We start from the raw sequence: 17,476 nt of genomic DNA, 5'->3' as shown, positions 1-17,476 counted from the left end.
GTTTTGGTTCATCTAAACCTTTGATAGGGGGTGGAGTGATATGAAAATCTTTCTCGATACAGCGAATCTTGAGGAGATAAGGCAGGGAGTGGAGTGGGGAATAGTAGATGGAGTTACAACAAACCCAACACTCATAGCAAAAGAAGGAGCAGATTTCGAAAAACGTATAAAGGAGATATGCGAGCTTGTCCAAGGACCTGTCTCTGCTGAGGTTATCTCTTTGAACTGGGAAGGCATGGTCGAAGAAGCTAGAAAACTTGCCGCAATCGACGAACATGTGGTAATAAAAATTCCAATGACTCCTGATGGAATAAAAGCTGTGAAGATACTATCAGCCGAAGGTATAAGAACAAACGTGACACTTGTTTTTAGTGCAAACCAAGCCTTACTCGCAGCGAAAGCTGGTGCAACGTATGTTAGTCCTTTCGTAGGAAGAATAGATGACAACGGTAACGATGGACTGAAATTGTTGGAAGAAATCATGCAAATTTTCGCTAATTATGGTTTTGAAACAGAAGTAATTGCCGCAAGTATAAGACACCCAATGCACGTTGTGGAAGCTGCACTTATAGGTGTGGATATAGCAACAGTTCCATTCGATGTGCTTAAGAAGATGTTTATGCATCCGTTAACCGATGTTGGGATAAAGAGATTCTTGCAAGACTGGGAATCTTACAAATCTTCGAAAAAGTAAAAAGAATGCGAACACTAAAGGGAGGTAAATAGATGTATCGAACTCATAATTGTGGTGAGCTCCGCTTAAAAGACGAAGGAAAGCAAGTGAAACTTGCGGGTTGGGTTGACAGAATCAGAGACCTCGGCGGTGTTAAGTTCATAGTCCTCAGAGATAGGTATGGAAAAACGCAAGTTGTTGTAAATCCGGATTCACCAGTTTACTCGATTGTCAATACAATTTCCAGAGAAGACGTCATCAATGTTGAAGGCATTGTTCGAGCAAGGCCAAATGAAGCGGTGACTTCTGAACCTACCGGAGAGATAGAAATTCTCGCGGAGAAAATCGAAATTCTCTCAAAATCCGAACTACCGCCATTTTATCCGGGTGATGAAGTTTCGGAAGAAATGCGTTTGAAATACAGATACTTGGACATTCGAAATCCAAAGATGGCAAATAACCTCATAGTCAGGCACAAAATGGCGTTCCATGCTAGAGAATTCTTAACAAGCAAAGACTTTTTGGAAATTGAAACTCCATACCTTACAAAAAGTACCCCAGAGGGTGCGCGGGACTTTCTTGTTCCATCTCGTTTGAAAAAGGGGACATTTTACGCCCTTCCACAGAGCCCGCAGTTATTTAAACAAATACTCATGATTTCAGGAATGGATAAATATTTCCAAATAGTACGCTGCTTCCGGGATGAAGACCTGAGAGCGGATAGACAACCTGAATTTACCCAAATTGATATAGAAATGTCTTTTGTCCACATGGAAGATGTCCTGAACCTTGCCGAAGACCTGATAAGATACATTTACTCAAAGGTGGGGATACACCTTCCCGAAAAATTTGATAGAATCCCATATGAAGAAGCGATGGAAAAATATGGGTCAGACAAGCCTGACCGAAGGTATGGAATGGAACTACATGACCTAACAATTCACTTCGCTAACACGCAGTTCAAAATCGTGGCAGATGTTCTTGCAAAAGGTGGTTCAGTAAAAGGTTTTAAAACACACATACCTATGAGTAGAAAAATAGCTGACGAATACTCAGAATTTGTAAAGACTTTCGGCCTAGGTGGCATTCTTTGGTTTAAAATTGAAAATGGTCAAATCGCATCAACGACAGCAAAGTATTTAGAAAATGAATATTTGGAAATCTCAAAAGCATTCGAAATGAAGGAAGGAGACGTTGTCATACTTGCAGCACATGATAATAGAGAGAGGCTGAATGAAGCATTGGGTGCTCTAAGGCTAAAGATAGGAAAAGAGCATTTCAAAGTGGAAGGTTTCGATGCCCTTTGGATTGTAGACTTCCCGTTCCTTGAATGGAGCGAAGAAGAGAATAGATTCGTCGCTCGACATCATCCATTCACAATGCCATACGTAGAAGACTTAGAAAACGGAGTGGAACTTTCAAAAATCCGAGCACATGCGTACGATATGGTTATAAACGGATATGAAGTCGGTGGGGGAAGTATAAGAATTCACAGGAAGGATATACAAGAGAAAGTTTTTGATATAATTGGTTTGACAAAAGAAGAGATGGAGGAGAAATTTGGATTCTTCTTGGAAGCACTTAAATACGGCGTACCTCCGCACGGAGGAATTGCATTCGGACTGGACAGACTAGTAACAATAGCAGTTGGGGCTGATAGTATCAGAGAGGTTATCGCATTCCCAAAAACATCTAGTGGGACTTGTTTATTAACCAACGCACCATCGACAGTTTCACAAAAACAGCTTGAAGAGCTTGGAATCTCTTTGAGGTAATGATATAAAACTTGGAATACCACTAACAACGGGAGGTGTGTCTATGGCTATTAAGTTCGACAAAAGGGAAGAAAAGGATAAACTGATTATCTCTATTCACGGCGAGATAGATGCGTACCATTCTGGAGAGGTCAAAAAGTTTCTTAAAGATGCCATAAATGAAACAAAGTTACCAAAAATCGTCCTTGATATGTCGGAAGTAAATTACATTGACAGTGCTGGTCTTGGTAGCTTGGTTGCACTCTACAAAGATGCCAGGATGGCCGAAAAAGAACTCGTTCTCGCCTCACTAAAACAAACCGTTATGAGAATATTCGAAATGACACGACTCGATAGAGTATTCAAAATTGTGCAGACTGTTGAGGAGGCATGATAAATTGCATTGTAAAATCGCAATAGACGGACCAGCCGGCTCCGGAAAAACTACTGTTGCAAAAGAAATTGCCAAAAGGCTGGGGATTGATTACCTTGATACGGGTGCGATGTATCGCATCGTTGGGCTTTATCTTCATAACTGTGGTGTGAGTCCAGATTCAACGGAAGAAATCGAAAAGACGTTAAGTACCGTTTCAATAGAATACAAAGATGGAAAGTACTATTTAAATGGCAAGCAAGTAGGAGACGAGATACGAACAGCAGAAGCAGGCATTTACGCATCACGTTACGGTGCAAACCCTGTAGTGAGAAAATTTTTAACAAAAATTCAAAAAGAAATCTGTGCCACGAGGAGCATCGTTGCCGAAGGGCGCGATATAGGTACTGTCGTCATGCCAGATGCCCAAGTTAAAATTTTCCTCATCGCTTCTCCAGAAGTCAGAGCAAAAAGAAGATATGAAGAACTCAAAAGCAAAGGTTTAGAAGTTAGCTACGATGAGCTTCTTAAACAAATAATAGAGAGGGACAAACTCGATTCTTCCAGAGAAATAGCACCTCTGGTTAAGGCAGAAGATGCTATTGAAATTGACTCTTCCAATCTAAGTGTTGAAGATGTAGTTCAAAAGATTCTGGAAATAATTAAAGAGCGGTGCAGTCTAAATTTTCAAAAGACAGTAAGGTGAGATATTCGTGCCAAATGTAATAATCGGACCTGTTGGATTTTGCTTTGGCGTTGAAAGAGCTGTTGAAAAGGTCAAAGAGTTGCTTCGGGAAGGAAAAAATGTCCTTACTGATGGTGAGATAGTTCATAACAAAAATGTTATGAACCATCTCAAAGAGCTTGGTTTGAAGGTCGAGGAAGATGTTGGTTTTGACAAAACTATCTTTGTTGTTAGAGCCCATGGCTTACCACCAAAGGTGTTAAGTGAAATTTCAAAGAAATACCAAATAATTGATTTAACATGCCCGATAGTTTTGAATGTATTCAAACTCGCCAAAAAACTTAGAGCTAATGGTTTCAAAATAATTGCTTACGGTAATCCCCTTCATGCAGAAATGATTGCGCTAAAAGGACATGTCGAAGACGCAATAATTACAAAAATGCCTGTTCGCGTTGAACCTGGAAGATGGGCAATCATAAGCCAAACAACGAGTTCTAAAGATAGCTATGAGCAGTTTGTAAAATCGATGAAAACACTGAACCCAGATGCAGAATTCAGTATTTACAATACCATATGCAATGTCACTATTGAACGAGAAGATGTTGCGAAAAAATTCGGTGAGATGTGTGATTTAACAATAGTAATAGGTGGAAAGAATAGTTCTAACACGAAGAAACTTTACGAGTTAGCTTTAGAGAAACGGGGTAACGCTATTCACGTTGAGGATATTGAAGAACTGAAAAGCTTGATTTCCGTTGACTCTAAGCTTTCTGAAATTCTTTCGAACGCAGATTCGAAGATTGGTATTTTGAGTGGTACTTCTACATCAAATAACGATGTCAACAACATCGTTAAATATATTCTTGAAAAATACGGTGGGAGGGAACTTTTCATGGCGGAACTTGAAAAACTCAACGACACTGTTAAAGAAGAACAGGTCAACTTCGAACAGTTAGAAAACCAAAGCGAACCATCATTTGAAGAACTTCTTAACGAGTCGGAAAAAGCGATGGAGCAGAATCGTGTGGGGAAGGGGCGTATAGTAGAAGGCATCGTAACAGAAGTCACACCGACAGGTTTAACCGTAGACTTTGGATGGAAAGGAACAGGAGTGGTACCTCTCGAGGAACTTTACAAAGAACTTTCAGAATACAAAGTAGGTCAAAAAATCCTTGTTAGAATAGAAAAGTTCAACGAGGAAGAAGGAACTGCAATCCTTTCTGAAAAGAAACCAATGCAAAGGAAAGTGATGGAAGATATACTCAACGCGTTTAGAGAAGGCAAAACCGTTACAGGGAGAATACTCGAAAGAATTAAAGGTGGATACAGAGTCCTTATCGAAAATGTAGTAGAAGCGTTCCTTCCAGGTAGCGAGTCCAACATAAAAGAAGGTGAAGAACTGCCAAGAGAAAAAATGCACTTCGCGGTTATAAATTTTGAACAACGAGGTAGAAAAACTAACGTTGTAGTTTCCAGAAAAAGACTTTTCCAAAAACTCATCGAAGAATTCTTCCAGACAAAAAAACAAGGTGATGTCGTCGAAGGTATTGTTGAAACGATTGACGAACGTGGCGCATTTGTTAAGATAGGTGGGGTTTTAACTGGTTTCTTACCAAACAGCGAAGTTTCGTACAACAGTTCTACTAAAGCAAGTGATGTCCTAACAGCAGGAAAAGTCATGAAATTCCAAATTAAAGAAATAAACCCAGAAAAAAGAAGAATAACGCTCAGCCTTAAAACCTTGATGCCGGATCCATGGGAAAACGTAACCAAGAAATTCCAGGTCGGTCAACAAGTCTCAGGTATCGTCACCTCAATAAAACCTTTCGGGTTCTTTGCAAAAATAGATGACGGTATAGAAGGGCTAGTGCCGATATCCGAAATCTTCTGGGGAAAACCAGGCAAAATCACGGATGTTGTTGCTGTCGGGGATGCAGTTAAGTTGCAGATTCTTGAAATTGTCCCTGAAAAGCGAAGAATTGTGTTGAGCTATAAATCTGTTGAAGGAAATCCGTGGGATAAGGTTGAACAGAAATATCCAGAAGGTAGTATAGCTACTGGTAAAGTTATCAAGGTGTTGCCAAACGGAGTCATAGTCGAACTAGAACCAAACATTACTGGTTTCTGCAACATTTCAGAAATATGCTGGAACTTTGTTGATAAAATCGAAGATGTGATAAAAGAAGGCGACATAGTAAAATTCCAGATAATCTCAATTGACAAAGATAACAAAAAAATAAGGGTTAGCATTAGGAAAGCGAAGGAAAACCCCTGGGAAAAATTTGCAAAGAGCCACAAGGAAGGAGATACAGTAACTGCCAAAATAATAAAAGCTGTCGATAAAGGTTACATCGGACTTTGCGAAGGTGTGGAGGTATACATACCAAAAACGCAAGTATACGATAATTTGAACATCGATGATGAAATTACTGGCAAAATCATCAAACTCGAACCACAAAAAGATATCTATAAGATTATCGTCAGTCCTAAAGCTTACGAAGATGAAAACGCTTTGAAAAGTGCAAAGTCAACAGAAGAAACAAACATAGCAAAAGTAACTATGGAGGGAAAATTAGAGGATGCCGTTGAATCCAAGGGACCAGAAACAGGAACAGCTAAAGAATGAAGAACAAGTGAAACAAGAGAACAAAACTGTAGATATATCAAAACTCCCAACGGTTCTAATAGTTGGAAAAAGTAACGTTGGAAAATCAACACTTTTTAATAAACTCATCGGTAAGAGAAAATCGATAGTTGCAGATGAGCAAGGGACCACAAGAGACGCGGTCATTGACCGCGTCGTTTATTCTGACAAAATGTTTCAGTTGGTCGATACATGTGGAATCTTCGAGGGAAAAGAAGACGAAATTTATGAGAAGAGCAAAGAATTCACACTCAAAGCTTTGCAAGAAAGCAATTTAATACTCTTCGTTGTTGATGGAAAGAATGGACTTTCCTCAGAAGACTACACAATAGCAGATATGCTCAGAAAATCCGGGGTCGACGTTATCTTGGTTGCTAACAAGTCTGAAAGTGAAAAGAATTATTCAAAAGTTTATCCAGAGCTTTTCAGCTTGGGATTTGGCGAACCGTTCCCGGTTTCTGCAGAACAAAGCAAGAATTTGGACGAATTAGTTGAACTAATTATCACCAAGCTTGAAGAGAAAGGATACGACCTAAGTAAAACTCCAAAATTTGAAAACCTCATTAGGGTTACTATCGTCGGTAGACCTAACGCTGGCAAATCTTCGCTCTTTAACATGATTGTGAAAGAAGAGCGTGCATTGGTCACACCAATTGCAGGGACAACACGTGACACGATAGACGAGATTGTCAAGATAGGTGATAAAAGTTACCTCTTTGTCGATACCGCTGGTTTGAGAAAAAAGAGTAGAATCGAAGACTTTATAGAACGCGTTAGCACTTTCAGAACGATAGACGCAATTGAGCGTTCGGACGTCGTTGTCTTGGTCATAGACTCTACAGAAGGTATAACAAGACAAGACCAAAGAATAGCGGGACTTGCAGAAAAAAATGGTAAAGGTATTGTGGTCGTATTCAACAAGTGGGACTTGATTAAACATGCAGACAAAAGAATCAAAGATTTCATGGACCAGTTCAACGAAAAACTTTACTTCGTAGACTTTGCACCTGTTGTCTTCACGAGTGCGATAAATCGTGTTGGTTACAAGGAGTTGATAAGAGCAATCAACACAGCATACGATTCTCTCCACAAAAAAGTCCCAACAAGTGCAGTAAACGCAGCTATCCAAAGGATGATAGCCAAACCACCTCACGGACTAAAGCTCTACTACGGTCTACAAGTTGACATACGTCCACCAACGTTTTTGTTCTTCGTGAACAAATTAGAAGTGCCTGAGAGTTTCCAGAATGCGATAAGGAAAACAATAAGAGAGCAAGTTGACCCATTCACAGGTGCTCCGATATTCTTAAAATTCAAAGAGAGGCAATAGACTCATGAGTAGCTCAGAGCCATTATCAGATGATTTTGTAGAAGAACTTGAAAAAATGTTGGATGAAACAAAACAAACGGCATGCCCACCATGTGTAAAGTGTGGCTGGTGCTGTAAACATACCGTTTGTTACTACGGTGAATGGGACTATGAGAAAAACCAATGCAAGTATTTAACTGAAGATAACTTGTGTAGCAAATACGATGAAATAAACGCATTTGAAGAATCACAAAAACTTGAAATTAGACTTTTTGGAAGTGGATGTTGTTTAAACTATGAAAACCCAGACAGGTTGCAAATCCTGAAAAAATTTCAAAAATGACTCATTTCAATTTCAGAATGACTGGATTCAAACGAAAAGGAGCGGTAGTAATGTTAAGGGTTGACCAACTTAAGAAGAGTATCCTCATAAAAAACTTTCTAGTTGCAATTTCAGTTACTATATTCGTTCTTGTTGGCTCACTGATTTGGACAAGATTCTACAGTGTGGAAAATTCGACTGCGCATTTTGAAAAGATAGACTTAGCTTTTAGAAACTTTCTTGACACATTTAATACCCTAGTTTCACATCATGATGAAGAGCTGGAAGATTACATAAGGGCTAACCTTCCTTTAGCCAAGGAGCTTATCGGTAATTTAAATAAAAACGAAGCCTTAGAAAACATTAAAAAGCAACTTTCACAGACCATTTTATACAGTATTCCAAACGTCTTCGTTGATATAGACGTCGCTCTGTTGAACTCAAAAGGAGAAATTTTGAACGCAACAGGTTATCTTGCAACTGTAAAAAATATTGGATTTAAACCTACAGTTTATTCTACAAATTCCATATCAATCATTACAGGCTTTGTTCCAGGGACATCACGCATGGTCAAATACCTATGGTTACAGTTCTCTGAAACCGAATATCTTCTTTTCACGTTATACCTAAGTCCAAGATTATACGAAGGATTTATAAAAGGATTAGCAAACTTATCCGCAGCAAATGTTTCTGAGATAGCCATATACGTAGATTACGAAAACAGGTTGGATACCTCTAAAAAGATAGCTGACCCAATAATTGCAGAAGGCTTTAAGGACCAATATTTAAAAAGGGACTGGCCAAAATCCATATTCTATAAAGCCTACGTTCTTTCTTCCTACAGAGAATTAACCGTTCCAATTTATCTCAAAGTTGTTTTTGATTACCGAAAAGTTTTATTCTACGTTCTCATCTATTTGATTGCGTTTATACTAACCGTAATTATTTTTACGCTCTTTGCCACACAAGCAACGCTAAAACCTTTCGCTTCCGATTTGAATAAGTTATCCATTGCCGTGAGAGAAATTGGGAACACAGGCACTTTACCACCTGCAGGCAACTTTAACTTAGTCGAAACCCAGGAATTTTATGAAACTCTCTCGGCAATCTTACAAGAACTGAGCGCAACTATGGAGGAATTAGAAGCCACAAACCAAGAACTTATGCGTTCTTACGATGAAATAAGACTCAAAAGCGAGGAATTTAAAAGACTCTTGGTTAATATTTCCGAAAAGTTGGCTATTATCGCCGAAGGCTACGATGAAAATACAGGTCAGCATATATATAGGGTTAAACACCTCTCCAAATTAATTGCTGAAAAGCTGAATTTGTCTGAAGAAAAAATTAAAGAGATAAACATGTTTGCAAGCTTGCATGATATAGGAAAGATTTTCATACCAAAGGAAATCCTACTAAAACCTGGAAAACTAACACCAGAAGAATGGGAAGAGATGAAAAAACATACAATCTATGCAAGAAGGATTCTTGATGTTCCTGGGTTTGAAACAGCCTTAAACATAGCGTTATATCACCATGAAAATTACGATGGAACAGGTTATCCATTTGGCTTAGCAAATGAAGAAATACCAACTGAGGCACAAATAGTAAAAATCGTAGACGTCTACGATGCTCTGCGTTCTGACAGACCTTACAAAAAAGGTATGACCCACGAAGAGGCATTGGAAATTATCTTAAAAGGTGATGGTAGAACACTTCCATCTCACTTTTCACCGAAGATACTGGAAGTATTTAAAGAAAACGCTGATGAAATACGTAAAATTTGGGAGAAATTAAGATGATTTAATTATTCTCTCACTCAATATTCATCTTTTTCTTGAATTCTTTATCTTTTTCCATTTCAGCAGTTGCCTCATATACAAGAGCTTCCGCCGATATGTTTTTTTCTGGAATATACCTTGCAAACCCAATGTAGAGGTTGCAAGGTATATTATTTTTTTCCAAAGAATCTACTACCTTTCTTCTAAAATGTCCCGCAAAGAAAACACCATATTTGTAAAGAACCAGCGCATATGTATTTTGTGATATGTAAATTATAACATCTCCTTCTTTTGCATTTTGCCTAAGTATGCTTTCTACCTTTCCCTTACTTTCTTCGCATCCTGTTCCTTCAAATTCCAAAATAACAACTCCGAGCAATTGATTCTCCCGCTTCGAAAGTTCCATGTACTTTTTCAAAATTTCTAATCCGATACTGTAAGTGTAAATCCCTCTACTTTCGTCGAGAATGCTTTCTCTCGCTATAGCTTGTGTCTGTTTACCTCTAAAGCAGCTTCATAGCGAGCTTTTTGGAGTTTTATTCCATGCATAAAGCCAGTTATGGTAAGTACGTAAAGTCCTATAAAGGTTAGTACCAAATACATTTAAATGCCTTGCCTTCCAACCTCTCTTGAAACGCCAAAATATGAATTAAAAATCTTATCCAACTCACCAGAAGCTTTCATAACCGCAACCGTCTTATCAATCTTTTCTAAAATATCTTTATTGGCAACTTCAGAACCTTTGCGAATTGCAAACTTGAGTTGAACAGGACTAAAAACAAAGGATGTTGCTCTAACTTTCGGATACTTAGTATTGTTGACAAGATAAGCTAACCTACTAACAACACCAGCTATCGCTTCTCCATCGTTGACAGCTCTTATAACGCTTTCATACGAGTCCTATCCCACATAATTTGGTTTTACATCAAAGGACTGAGCAATCTCCAAGAATTTTTGATAGTATATATCCCCACGATTTACGGCAATGTTCTTTCCATCTATTGCTTTTATATCTTCAAGTGTCCTAAAACTAACAAGTACACCCCAGTTTATAATTACAGGTTCTGTGTTAAACGAATATAATTTTTCGCGTTCGGGAGTATGCGCAACACAAACGACCATATCAATATAACCCTTATTCAATTGCTGCATAAGGTCAGCAAATTCGCCAAAGATAAATTCCACATCGAAACTTCTTAGGATTCCAGCTCTTTTGAGCACGTCTATGAACAATCCATTAGGCTTACCATTGTCATCGTAAGTTAGCGGGTAGTTATCGTAATAACCTATTTTTATCGCCGAAAACAAAAGAGTGGACATCAAGAAAAAATAAAAAAGAAAACTTAATTTTCTCTTCACTGTTGCTTTGCCCTCCTCTGAGTTTCAGACTGAGCATCTCGCTACATATTTTATCACATTTTTGCGTAATAAAACAACTAACTACCATTTAATGCCTTCCGTTTGCAACACTAAATACTTGACGAACAAAAAATATATGATAAAATTCGAATGCGTTAAAAATGTATCCCAATCCACACGCCAACCCGTTTCCCACCTCGGTGCCTTGCAAGGTAATTGCAAGGTCGGTGGGTCAAGGGGGCGGAGGATAAAACCAAATCATGGAGGTGTCGGTATGCCAGTTGTAACGATGAAACAGCTCTTGGAAGCAGGTGTCCATTTCGGGCACAGAACACAAAGATGGAACCCTAAGATGAAACCGTATATTTACGGCGCAAGAAAAGGTATCTATATTATCGATTTGCAAAAGACTGTCAAACTACTCGATGAAGCCTACGATTTTGTCAGAGACGTAGCAAGCAAAGGTGGAACTATCCTCTTTGTTGGAACAAAGAAACAAGCACAACAAGTTGTCAAAAATGAAGCTGAAAGATGCGGAGGATTCTACGTTAACAACAGATGGCTCGGTGGACTTTTGACCAACTTCTCCACAATCCAGACAAGAATCCAAAAGCTCATCGAACTCGAGGAAATGGAAGCAAATGGTGAACTCGACAAGCTTCCAAAAAAAGAACAGAGCAAACTCAGAAAGAAACTTGAAAAACTCAGAAAGAACCTCGGTGGCGTCAAAAACATGAAGAGCTTACCCGATGTCATCTTCATAGTCGACCCGAGGAAAGAAAAGATAGCCGTTGAAGAAGCGAACCACCTCAAAATACCAATAGTTGCAATGGTTGATACAAACTGTGACCCGGATCCTATCGACTACGTAATACCATCGAACGATGACGCAATAAGAGCAATAGCTCTCATTGCCGGTAAGATAGCGGATGCATACCTCGAAGGTCGTGAAGGAGTACCTTACTCAACAGAAGAAGCAACCACAACTACGACAGAAGTAGAAGAAATTGAAATCAGCATACCAGAAAACCTTGACGAAGAGGAAATATAAGGAAAATAAATAATACCAAAGCCCTCGGGAAATCCGAGGGCTTTTTTGTTATCTACTCTGTTCAACTTCTTTGCTTTTCAGATAAGAATTAAGAATTAGCGAAACAAGTATCAAAATCATTCCAAATACTTGTACTGCAGCAATCCTTTCATGCCGAATGAAACTGCCTGCAATTACAGATATCACCGTCGTTAGATTTGAGAAAAGAGAAGAAACCGTTGGTGAAACCTTGCTAAGCATGAAATTCACAAGAAAAAATGCAACCGTTGAAGAAAGTATGCCAAGATACAATGCTCCAATAACAACAGCAGGGTGGAATGCGATTGTGAAATTTCCTGTTACGATGCTCAGGAAAAAGAAAAAGACAAATCCCGTAAGCATCATAAAGAACGTTATCTCAACAGGAGTGAACTCTGAGGATAGCTTTCTCGAGAAAATATTGTAAAATGCTGCGGAGAAAACCGCACCCAAAACCAACAGCTTTCCAAGTAGCGCTCCTTGTTCTAATCCCCCACCTTTGACGATAAGAAACACTCCAAAAAAGCTAAGAAATGCGAAGAGAATTTGGTACCATCTGATTCTTTCTTTCAGCAATGCTGGACTCAAAATCGTTATAACGATTGGAATTAATGCAATCAACATCCCAGCCTCAGAGGACGTCGTAAACCTGAGTCCATTAGTCTCGAACACAAAGTAAGCAATCGGTTGAAATAGCGCTACTTTCCATAATTTCCAAAATGGTTTCTTTGTTAATTTTACGATTCCAAAAAGCCAAAGTAATAGCATCACACTGGTTGCCACACCAAACCTAAAGGCTAAAAACGTGTAAACGTTTATATGTTCTATACTGTTTTTAGTAAAAAGGAATGATAACCCAAATATCGTTGAAACTGCAAATCCAGAAATATAAACCTTCCAGTTCACATTTATCACCTCAGGCAAAGTAGAATCATCTACAAATGTTCGTATTCCGCACAATTTTTTCTGTTACTATTTTACCAAAAAGGAAATTTTCATCAATATTTTTCTTTGCTTTGTGTCTGATATCTCAGATACTGAAAACACTCCAAAAATTGACAAATTCTCACACTTATGGTAATATATTAGCAGACTAAAGTGTAGATTGCTAACATTTCTGATAACAAAAATTAGGCTAAAACAGATAGAAAAACGGAGAGGTGATAACCGTGTTAGGAAACGATATCACCGAAAGACAAAAGAAAGTTCTTTACTGCATTGTGCAAGAATACATCAACACGAGGACCCCTGTAAGCTCAAAAAGGGTTTTGGAAAGTGCTGCAATTGAGAGATCCGGTGCAACGATTAGAAATGATATGAACCGTTTAATGCGCACGGGATATATATTCCAGCCACACACTTCTGCTGGTCGCGTTCCAACAGACAAAGGACTCAGGTTTTACGTAAATGAACTGAAAAAAATCAGGGAAGAGATAAAGTCCAAAAGCTCACAAGTGGAGGTTGCGGCAAAATTTCCAATCGGTGATATGGAAAAGGTGCTCACGGGTGCAGCAAAGTTGTTAAGCTCTTCAACAAAAGGTATGGTTATTATTGAAAAGCCCAGCCCACTAACGCTAAGAATCAAGCGTATAGTTGTAACACCTGTGAGTAAGAATTTCTCAATTGCGAATATAATTACATCCCTCGGTCTCAGTTCTTCCATTCCAATCCAGCACACCGAACTTGACGATGTTGAGAAAATAGAGCAGATGCTTAACAAAGCGATGACAGGATTAACATTGAACGAATTCAAATCCAAATTGCGAGATATACTTACTCGAATCAATAATTTTAACAACTTAAATAGCTTCAAAGACAGCGATTTTGGAACTATCAGTCGTGGATTTTTAGAAATCACGGAAAGGTTATCTGTTGAAAGCTACGAAGATTACATAACGGAAGGACTACCAAACCTTCTTGCAAACGATAGAATCAATCTGAAAAAATTACAAAACATCCTTGTGTATGTTTCATCCGACGTGTTTTACAAAGAACTATTTGAGCTTGAGAACGACATATACATCGGTAAAGAGCATGGATTGAAGTTCCTTGAAGATTTCTCGGTAATTCTTGGACAGTTCTACTCAGAAGATAATCCCGTTGGACGCGTTGCTGTTATATTCGACAAATACGGTCGATATGATTTGATTATGGATAGCTTCGAGTTTATGCTCAACAGACTGAGCGAGTATTTCACTATAGTATCGAGGAATGTCTAAAAACTCAAACTAAAAGAGGAGGTAGGGAACATGTGTGAAGAAAAGAAAATAAATGAAATAAATGAAACACAACTGCAAGTTCAAAACAACTTGGAAAGTTCAAATGAAATTAAGGAGCGAGAAGAAGTGAACCAAATGAACCAAAACGAATTATCAGAAGAGAACAAACAACTGAAAGAAAAGATAGCAGAGTTAGAAAACCAACTGAAGGAAATACAGAACGCTGCACGCATAATCAAAGCAGCATTTGAAAATTACAAGCTCGACGTTGATAGGCAAATTAGAGACGCAACGAAATCAACGGCGCTTCGTATAGTAAAAGCGCTTATACCCATTTTAGACGATTTTAAGAGAGCGTTCAAATACTACGACTCAGACAAGGATTTAGAAAAATTCAAACTTGGAGTAGAAAAAATCTATGAAAAACTTCTAAAGACACTGGAAAACGAGGGATTAAGGATTATTGATGCCTCTGGAAAGTTTGACCCGTTCAACCATGAAGCATTTGAAAAAGAGGAACGTGATGATGTTGAAGAATACACTATTCTTGAAGTCATTGAAGATGGTTACACATTCAATGGGCAGGTTGTAAAACCAACTAAGGTACGTGTTGCTATAAAACCAAGAAAAAAGGAAGAGAATGCAGTTAATGACCAACAAAACACGTGAGAATCAAAATACAAAATAGGGGTGGTTTGCAATGCCAGCAAGAAAAGACTATTATGAAATTCTCGGAGTGCCAAGAAACGCTTCTGAGGATGAAATAAAGGCTGCATATAAAAGGCTTGTAAAAGAGTGGCATCCTGATAGGCATACTGGTGATAAGAAAAAGGAAGCAGAGCAGAAATTCAAAGAGATACAAGAAGCGTACGAGGTTTTAAGTGACCCTCAAAAACGTGCGATGTATGATAAATTTGGATACGTGGGCGAGGGTGGTTACGTGTACGAACCTTCAGGAAGAACTGGTGGATTTGGATTCGACGATATAAGCGACATCTTTAGAGATTTCCTGAACGATGACATATTTAACATATTTTTCGGTGGTCACAGAACGACCGCATCACAAACACAAAGAACAACTAGTGGAAGAAGATACGCCAAAAGAGGAGAAGATATAAATCTTGAGGTAACCATCACGGAAGCCGACGTATTCACAGGCAAAGATGTCACAATAGAGTACGACCGATACGAAACTTGTGAAAATTGTAAGGGAGAAGGAGTAGAACCAGGTAGCAGATGGGTAACATGTTCAAAATGCCATGGAACTGGTGTAGTCCGTGAAGAGCGCAGAACTCCATTTGGTGTCTTCATAAACCAATACACTTGTGACGTTTGTGGCGGTAGTGGAACTGTTCCTGGAGAAACTTGTCATATTTGTAGAGGCTCTGGAAGAGTAAGGAAAAGAACAAGTACCGTTGTAAACATACCAGCTGGTGTAGAAGATGGAGCCGTAATTAGAATTCCAAGGAAAGGTAACGCTGGAATAAGTGGTGGAGATTATGGTGACCTGTATGTCCATGTTCGGGTTAGAAAAACAAGTGATTACAAACGTGAAGGTGATGATATAATAATAACTGTCCCTATTGACTATGTCACCGCCATACTTGGTGGGACTGTATATGTGAATCTGCCAAATGGTGAACGTGTTCCAGTAGAGATACCTTCAGGCACACAACCAAATGAACGTATTGTCATTAAAGGAAAAGGTATTCCAAACTCAAGAACAGGAAAGCGCGGAAATCTCATAGTAGAAGTAAAAGTGTTAATACCAAAAAGAGTCTCATCTAAAGAAAGAAAATTTCTTGAAGAAATAGCAAAGGAAAGGGGCTTAGAAATTTGAGACTTGACAGAGACAAACTAAGGAATTTTCAAAAAAAGAGAAAGTTCAACAAACATTGCAGTCAAAAATTCCTTGGAAACTCTAAAAGAGAAAGCTTTTCAAGTCCATTTTCAGTCTCGGGACCACAGAAAACAAAAAAACGCTCAAAGTCAAAAATTTTAGTTTCTATGATTTTACTTTTTATAATCCTTGGAATTTTAGTTCTTAGTTTCGGATTTATTTTCACACATAATTACCCGTCGCTGTCTTTGATAAAAAGCACTCATAGCAAAAAGGATGTAACAATGGATAAAGAAGTAATAATTGACACAGGGTTAGAATCAAGAATATCAAGGGTTATCGGCACCGATGATGGATTTGCCGGAATTGGTTCAGTAATGACTGATGAAAAAGAGAAATATCAGATATTACTTACCAAGATAGACGAAACCGGCAAAATTCTGTGGACTAAACTTTTAGGAGCTGATGGGGATGATTTTGGATACGACATTATTCCTTTAGACGATGGCTTCTTACTTCTTGGAACAACCTCTTCAGGAAGTTTAGGCGCTTTAGGAAGATTTGATGCTTACGTCATTCGACTTGATAAAACCGGGGATGTGATTTGGCAAAAATCATTTGGAGGACCTGACTGGGATAGAGCTTACAAAATAACGAAAGTAGAAGACAACTTTGTTTTCATTGGTGATAACTACGAAAAAGGTAAAGATGTAACTCAAAATTTTGGAGAACACGACTACTGGATTGTTTCACTTTCAAAAGAAGGTAAAATCATTTGGGACAGAAGTTTTGGAGGAGTACGCTGGGACAGGGCTTACGCTGTTGGTTATGATGAGAAAAACAAACAAATAATCGTTGCAGGGACAAGTAACTCATTTACAGATGGGACACGTTACGATGGATACGTTGTCAGTTATGATACAAACGGGAACCTACTTTGGCAAACAGTTCTTACAAACTCTCAAACCCTTTGGCCCATGGATTTATGTGTCACAGCTGAGAGCGTTTTTGTCGCAGGTTACGTTTATGAATTCTCCAACGTTCCGAATTTCGAAAAGCTTGGAACCGAGAAAGCCTTCGTTGCAAAATTGTCCCTAAACGGAGAGGTGGAGTACTTAAAAACGTTTGGAGAAAATGTGAGAATCCATTCTGTGGTTTGTAATTCGCAAAGCCGACCTCAAGAATCGAATGACGTTGTTTATTTCGCAGGTTACAAATACGATTATGAGAAAAAAGTCCCTTGGTATGGTATTTTTGAATACGACAAAAACTCAAATGTCATCAATATTGTTGAGAAAACAATTGACACGGAATACGGTATGCTCTTTTCAATAACAAGAGATGAGAATCGAAATGTGTTCATATTATCCGGTAGCATTATGGATGATGGAAAAATGAAAGGATTGATAAAGTTTTTATCGGAAATATAAGACCACCGAAATTTAGCAAAA

16 protein-coding genes are annotated in these 17,476 nt (G+C 38.5%); 13 read left to right on the top strand and 3 right to left on the bottom strand.

The window, feature by feature from the left end; all coding sequences use genetic code 11:
* Positions 1–40: 40 nt before the first annotated feature.
* From fsa to JM64_RS06635, 8 genes are read left to right on the top strand one after another with little or no spacing between them, the layout of a single operon-like run.
* On the top strand, positions 41–694 hold the full coding sequence (fsa, locus tag JM64_RS06670) for a fructose-6-phosphate aldolase (RefSeq protein WP_014452365.1): 654 nt from the start codon (positions 41–43) through the stop codon (positions 692–694).
* Positions 695–726: 32 nt separating this feature from the next.
* Positions 727–2,448: an aspartate--tRNA ligase gene (gene aspS, locus JM64_RS06665; protein WP_064011983.1), complete on the top strand. Its 1,722-nt coding sequence runs from the start codon at positions 727–729 to the stop codon at positions 2,446–2,448.
* A 43-nt stretch (positions 2,449–2,491) separates the two neighbouring features.
* Positions 2,492–2,821, top strand: coding sequence for an STAS domain-containing protein (locus JM64_RS06660; protein WP_014452363.1), 330 nt, complete (start codon positions 2,492–2,494; stop codon positions 2,819–2,821).
* A gap of 4 nt (positions 2,822–2,825) precedes the next feature.
* Positions 2,826–3,506, top strand: a complete 681-nt coding sequence (gene cmk / locus JM64_RS06655; RefSeq protein ID WP_014452362.1) for a (d)CMP kinase — start codon at positions 2,826–2,828, stop codon at positions 3,504–3,506.
* A 7-nt stretch (positions 3,507–3,513) separates the two neighbouring features.
* Positions 3,514–6,111 carry a bifunctional 4-hydroxy-3-methylbut-2-enyl diphosphate reductase/30S ribosomal protein S1 gene (locus tag JM64_RS06650; RefSeq protein WP_064011982.1) on the top strand — a complete coding sequence of 866 codons (2,598 nt, stop codon included), beginning with the start codon at positions 3,514–3,516 and terminating at the stop codon, positions 6,109–6,111.
* Positions 6,065–7,459 (top strand): ribosome biogenesis GTPase Der, encoded by a 1,395-nt coding sequence (gene der, locus JM64_RS06645; protein WP_156487916.1) that lies wholly within the window; start codon positions 6,065–6,067, stop codon positions 7,457–7,459. Before JM64_RS06650 ends, der begins: the two co-directional genes overlap by 47 nt.
* A gap of 4 nt (positions 7,460–7,463) precedes the next feature.
* Positions 7,464–7,781, top strand: a complete 318-nt coding sequence (locus tag JM64_RS06640; RefSeq protein WP_014452359.1) for a hypothetical protein — start codon at positions 7,464–7,466, stop codon at positions 7,779–7,781.
* A gap of 50 nt (positions 7,782–7,831) precedes the next feature.
* The gene (locus JM64_RS06635) at positions 7,832–9,559 is read left to right on the top strand and encodes an HD-GYP domain-containing protein (protein WP_064011981.1); all 1,728 of its coding nucleotides are present in this window, start codon (positions 7,832–7,834) and stop codon (positions 9,557–9,559) included.
* A 13-nt stretch (positions 9,560–9,572) separates the two neighbouring features.
* Here JM64_RS06635 and JM64_RS06630 read toward each other — a convergent pair whose 3' ends face one another.
* Both JM64_RS06630 and JM64_RS10300 read right to left on the bottom strand, forming a co-directional pair.
* Positions 9,573–9,956 carry a hypothetical protein gene (locus tag JM64_RS06630; RefSeq protein ID WP_064011980.1) on the bottom strand — a complete coding sequence of 128 codons (384 nt, stop codon included), beginning with the start codon at positions 9,954–9,956 and terminating at the stop codon, positions 9,573–9,575.
* A 482-nt stretch (positions 9,957–10,438) separates the two neighbouring features.
* Complete coding sequence (locus JM64_RS10300; protein WP_064011979.1) at positions 10,439–10,897, bottom strand: transporter substrate-binding domain-containing protein; 459 nt, start codon at positions 10,895–10,897, stop codon at positions 10,439–10,441.
* A gap of 274 nt (positions 10,898–11,171) precedes the next feature.
* On the opposite strand from JM64_RS10300, the gene rpsB reads away from it, so the two are divergent.
* Positions 11,172–11,948, top strand: coding sequence for a 30S ribosomal protein S2 (gene rpsB / locus JM64_RS06620; RefSeq protein ID WP_014452356.1), 777 nt, complete (start codon positions 11,172–11,174; stop codon positions 11,946–11,948).
* A gap of 48 nt (positions 11,949–11,996) precedes the next feature.
* Here rpsB and JM64_RS06615 read toward each other — a convergent pair whose 3' ends face one another.
* Entirely contained in the window at positions 11,997–12,872 is an 876-nt protein-coding gene (locus JM64_RS06615; protein WP_014452355.1) for a DMT family transporter, read from the bottom strand.
* 263 nt (positions 12,873–13,135) lie between these two features.
* Here JM64_RS06615 and hrcA point away from each other — a divergent pair, with 263 nt between their 5' ends.
* From hrcA to JM64_RS06595, 4 genes are all read left to right on the top strand, one after another.
* A complete protein-coding gene (hrcA, locus tag JM64_RS06610; protein WP_014452354.1) occupies positions 13,136–14,185 on the top strand; it encodes a heat-inducible transcriptional repressor HrcA in 1,050 nt (349 codons plus the stop codon).
* A 30-nt stretch (positions 14,186–14,215) separates the two neighbouring features.
* Positions 14,216–14,854: a nucleotide exchange factor GrpE gene (locus JM64_RS06605; RefSeq protein ID WP_014452353.1), complete on the top strand. Its 639-nt coding sequence runs from the start codon at positions 14,216–14,218 to the stop codon at positions 14,852–14,854.
* Positions 14,855–14,885: 31 nt separating this feature from the next.
* Positions 14,886–16,025: a molecular chaperone DnaJ gene (gene dnaJ, locus JM64_RS06600; protein ID WP_064011978.1), complete on the top strand. Its 1,140-nt coding sequence runs from the start codon at positions 14,886–14,888 to the stop codon at positions 16,023–16,025.
* A gap of 284 nt (positions 16,026–16,309) precedes the next feature.
* The gene (locus JM64_RS06595; RefSeq protein ID WP_156487915.1) at positions 16,310–17,455 is read left to right on the top strand and encodes a hypothetical protein; all 1,146 of its coding nucleotides are present in this window, start codon (positions 16,310–16,312) and stop codon (positions 17,453–17,455) included.
* Positions 17,456–17,476 lie beyond the last annotated feature (21 nt).

This window comes from Fervidobacterium pennivorans (assembly GCF_001644665.1).
Classification (GTDB): domain Bacteria; phylum Thermotogota; class Thermotogae; order Thermotogales; family Fervidobacteriaceae; genus Fervidobacterium; species Fervidobacterium ngatamarikiense.
The sequence above is the reverse complement of the archived record's forward strand: the minus strand, read 5'-3'. Positions and strand labels throughout refer to the sequence as shown.

What these genes read in the sequence shown, in the direction of transcription:
- fsa (WP_014452365.1), top strand. Translation starts at nt 41, where the DNA reads ATGAAAATCTTTCTCGATACAGCGAATCTTGAGGAGATAAGGCAGGGA.
- aspS (WP_064011983.1), top strand. Translation starts at nt 727, where the DNA reads ATGTATCGAACTCATAATTGTGGTGAGCTCCGCTTAAAAGACGAAGGA.
- JM64_RS06660 (WP_014452363.1), top strand. Translation starts at nt 2,492, where the DNA reads ATGGCTATTAAGTTCGACAAAAGGGAAGAAAAGGATAAACTGATTATC.
- der (WP_156487916.1), top strand. Translation starts at nt 6,065, where the DNA reads ATGCCGTTGAATCCAAGGGACCAGAAACAGGAACAGCTAAAGAATGAA.
- JM64_RS06640 (WP_014452359.1), top strand. Translation starts at nt 7,464, where the DNA reads ATGAGTAGCTCAGAGCCATTATCAGATGATTTTGTAGAAGAACTTGAA.
- JM64_RS06635 (WP_064011981.1), top strand. Translation starts at nt 7,832, where the DNA reads ATGTTAAGGGTTGACCAACTTAAGAAGAGTATCCTCATAAAAAACTTT.
- rpsB (WP_014452356.1), top strand. Translation starts at nt 11,172, where the DNA reads ATGCCAGTTGTAACGATGAAACAGCTCTTGGAAGCAGGTGTCCATTTC.
- JM64_RS06605 (WP_014452353.1), top strand. Translation starts at nt 14,216, where the DNA reads ATGTGTGAAGAAAAGAAAATAAATGAAATAAATGAAACACAACTGCAA.
- dnaJ (WP_064011978.1), top strand. Translation starts at nt 14,886, where the DNA reads ATGCCAGCAAGAAAAGACTATTATGAAATTCTCGGAGTGCCAAGAAAC.
- JM64_RS06595 (WP_156487915.1), top strand. Translation starts at nt 16,310, where the DNA reads ATGGATAAAGAAGTAATAATTGACACAGGGTTAGAATCAAGAATATCA.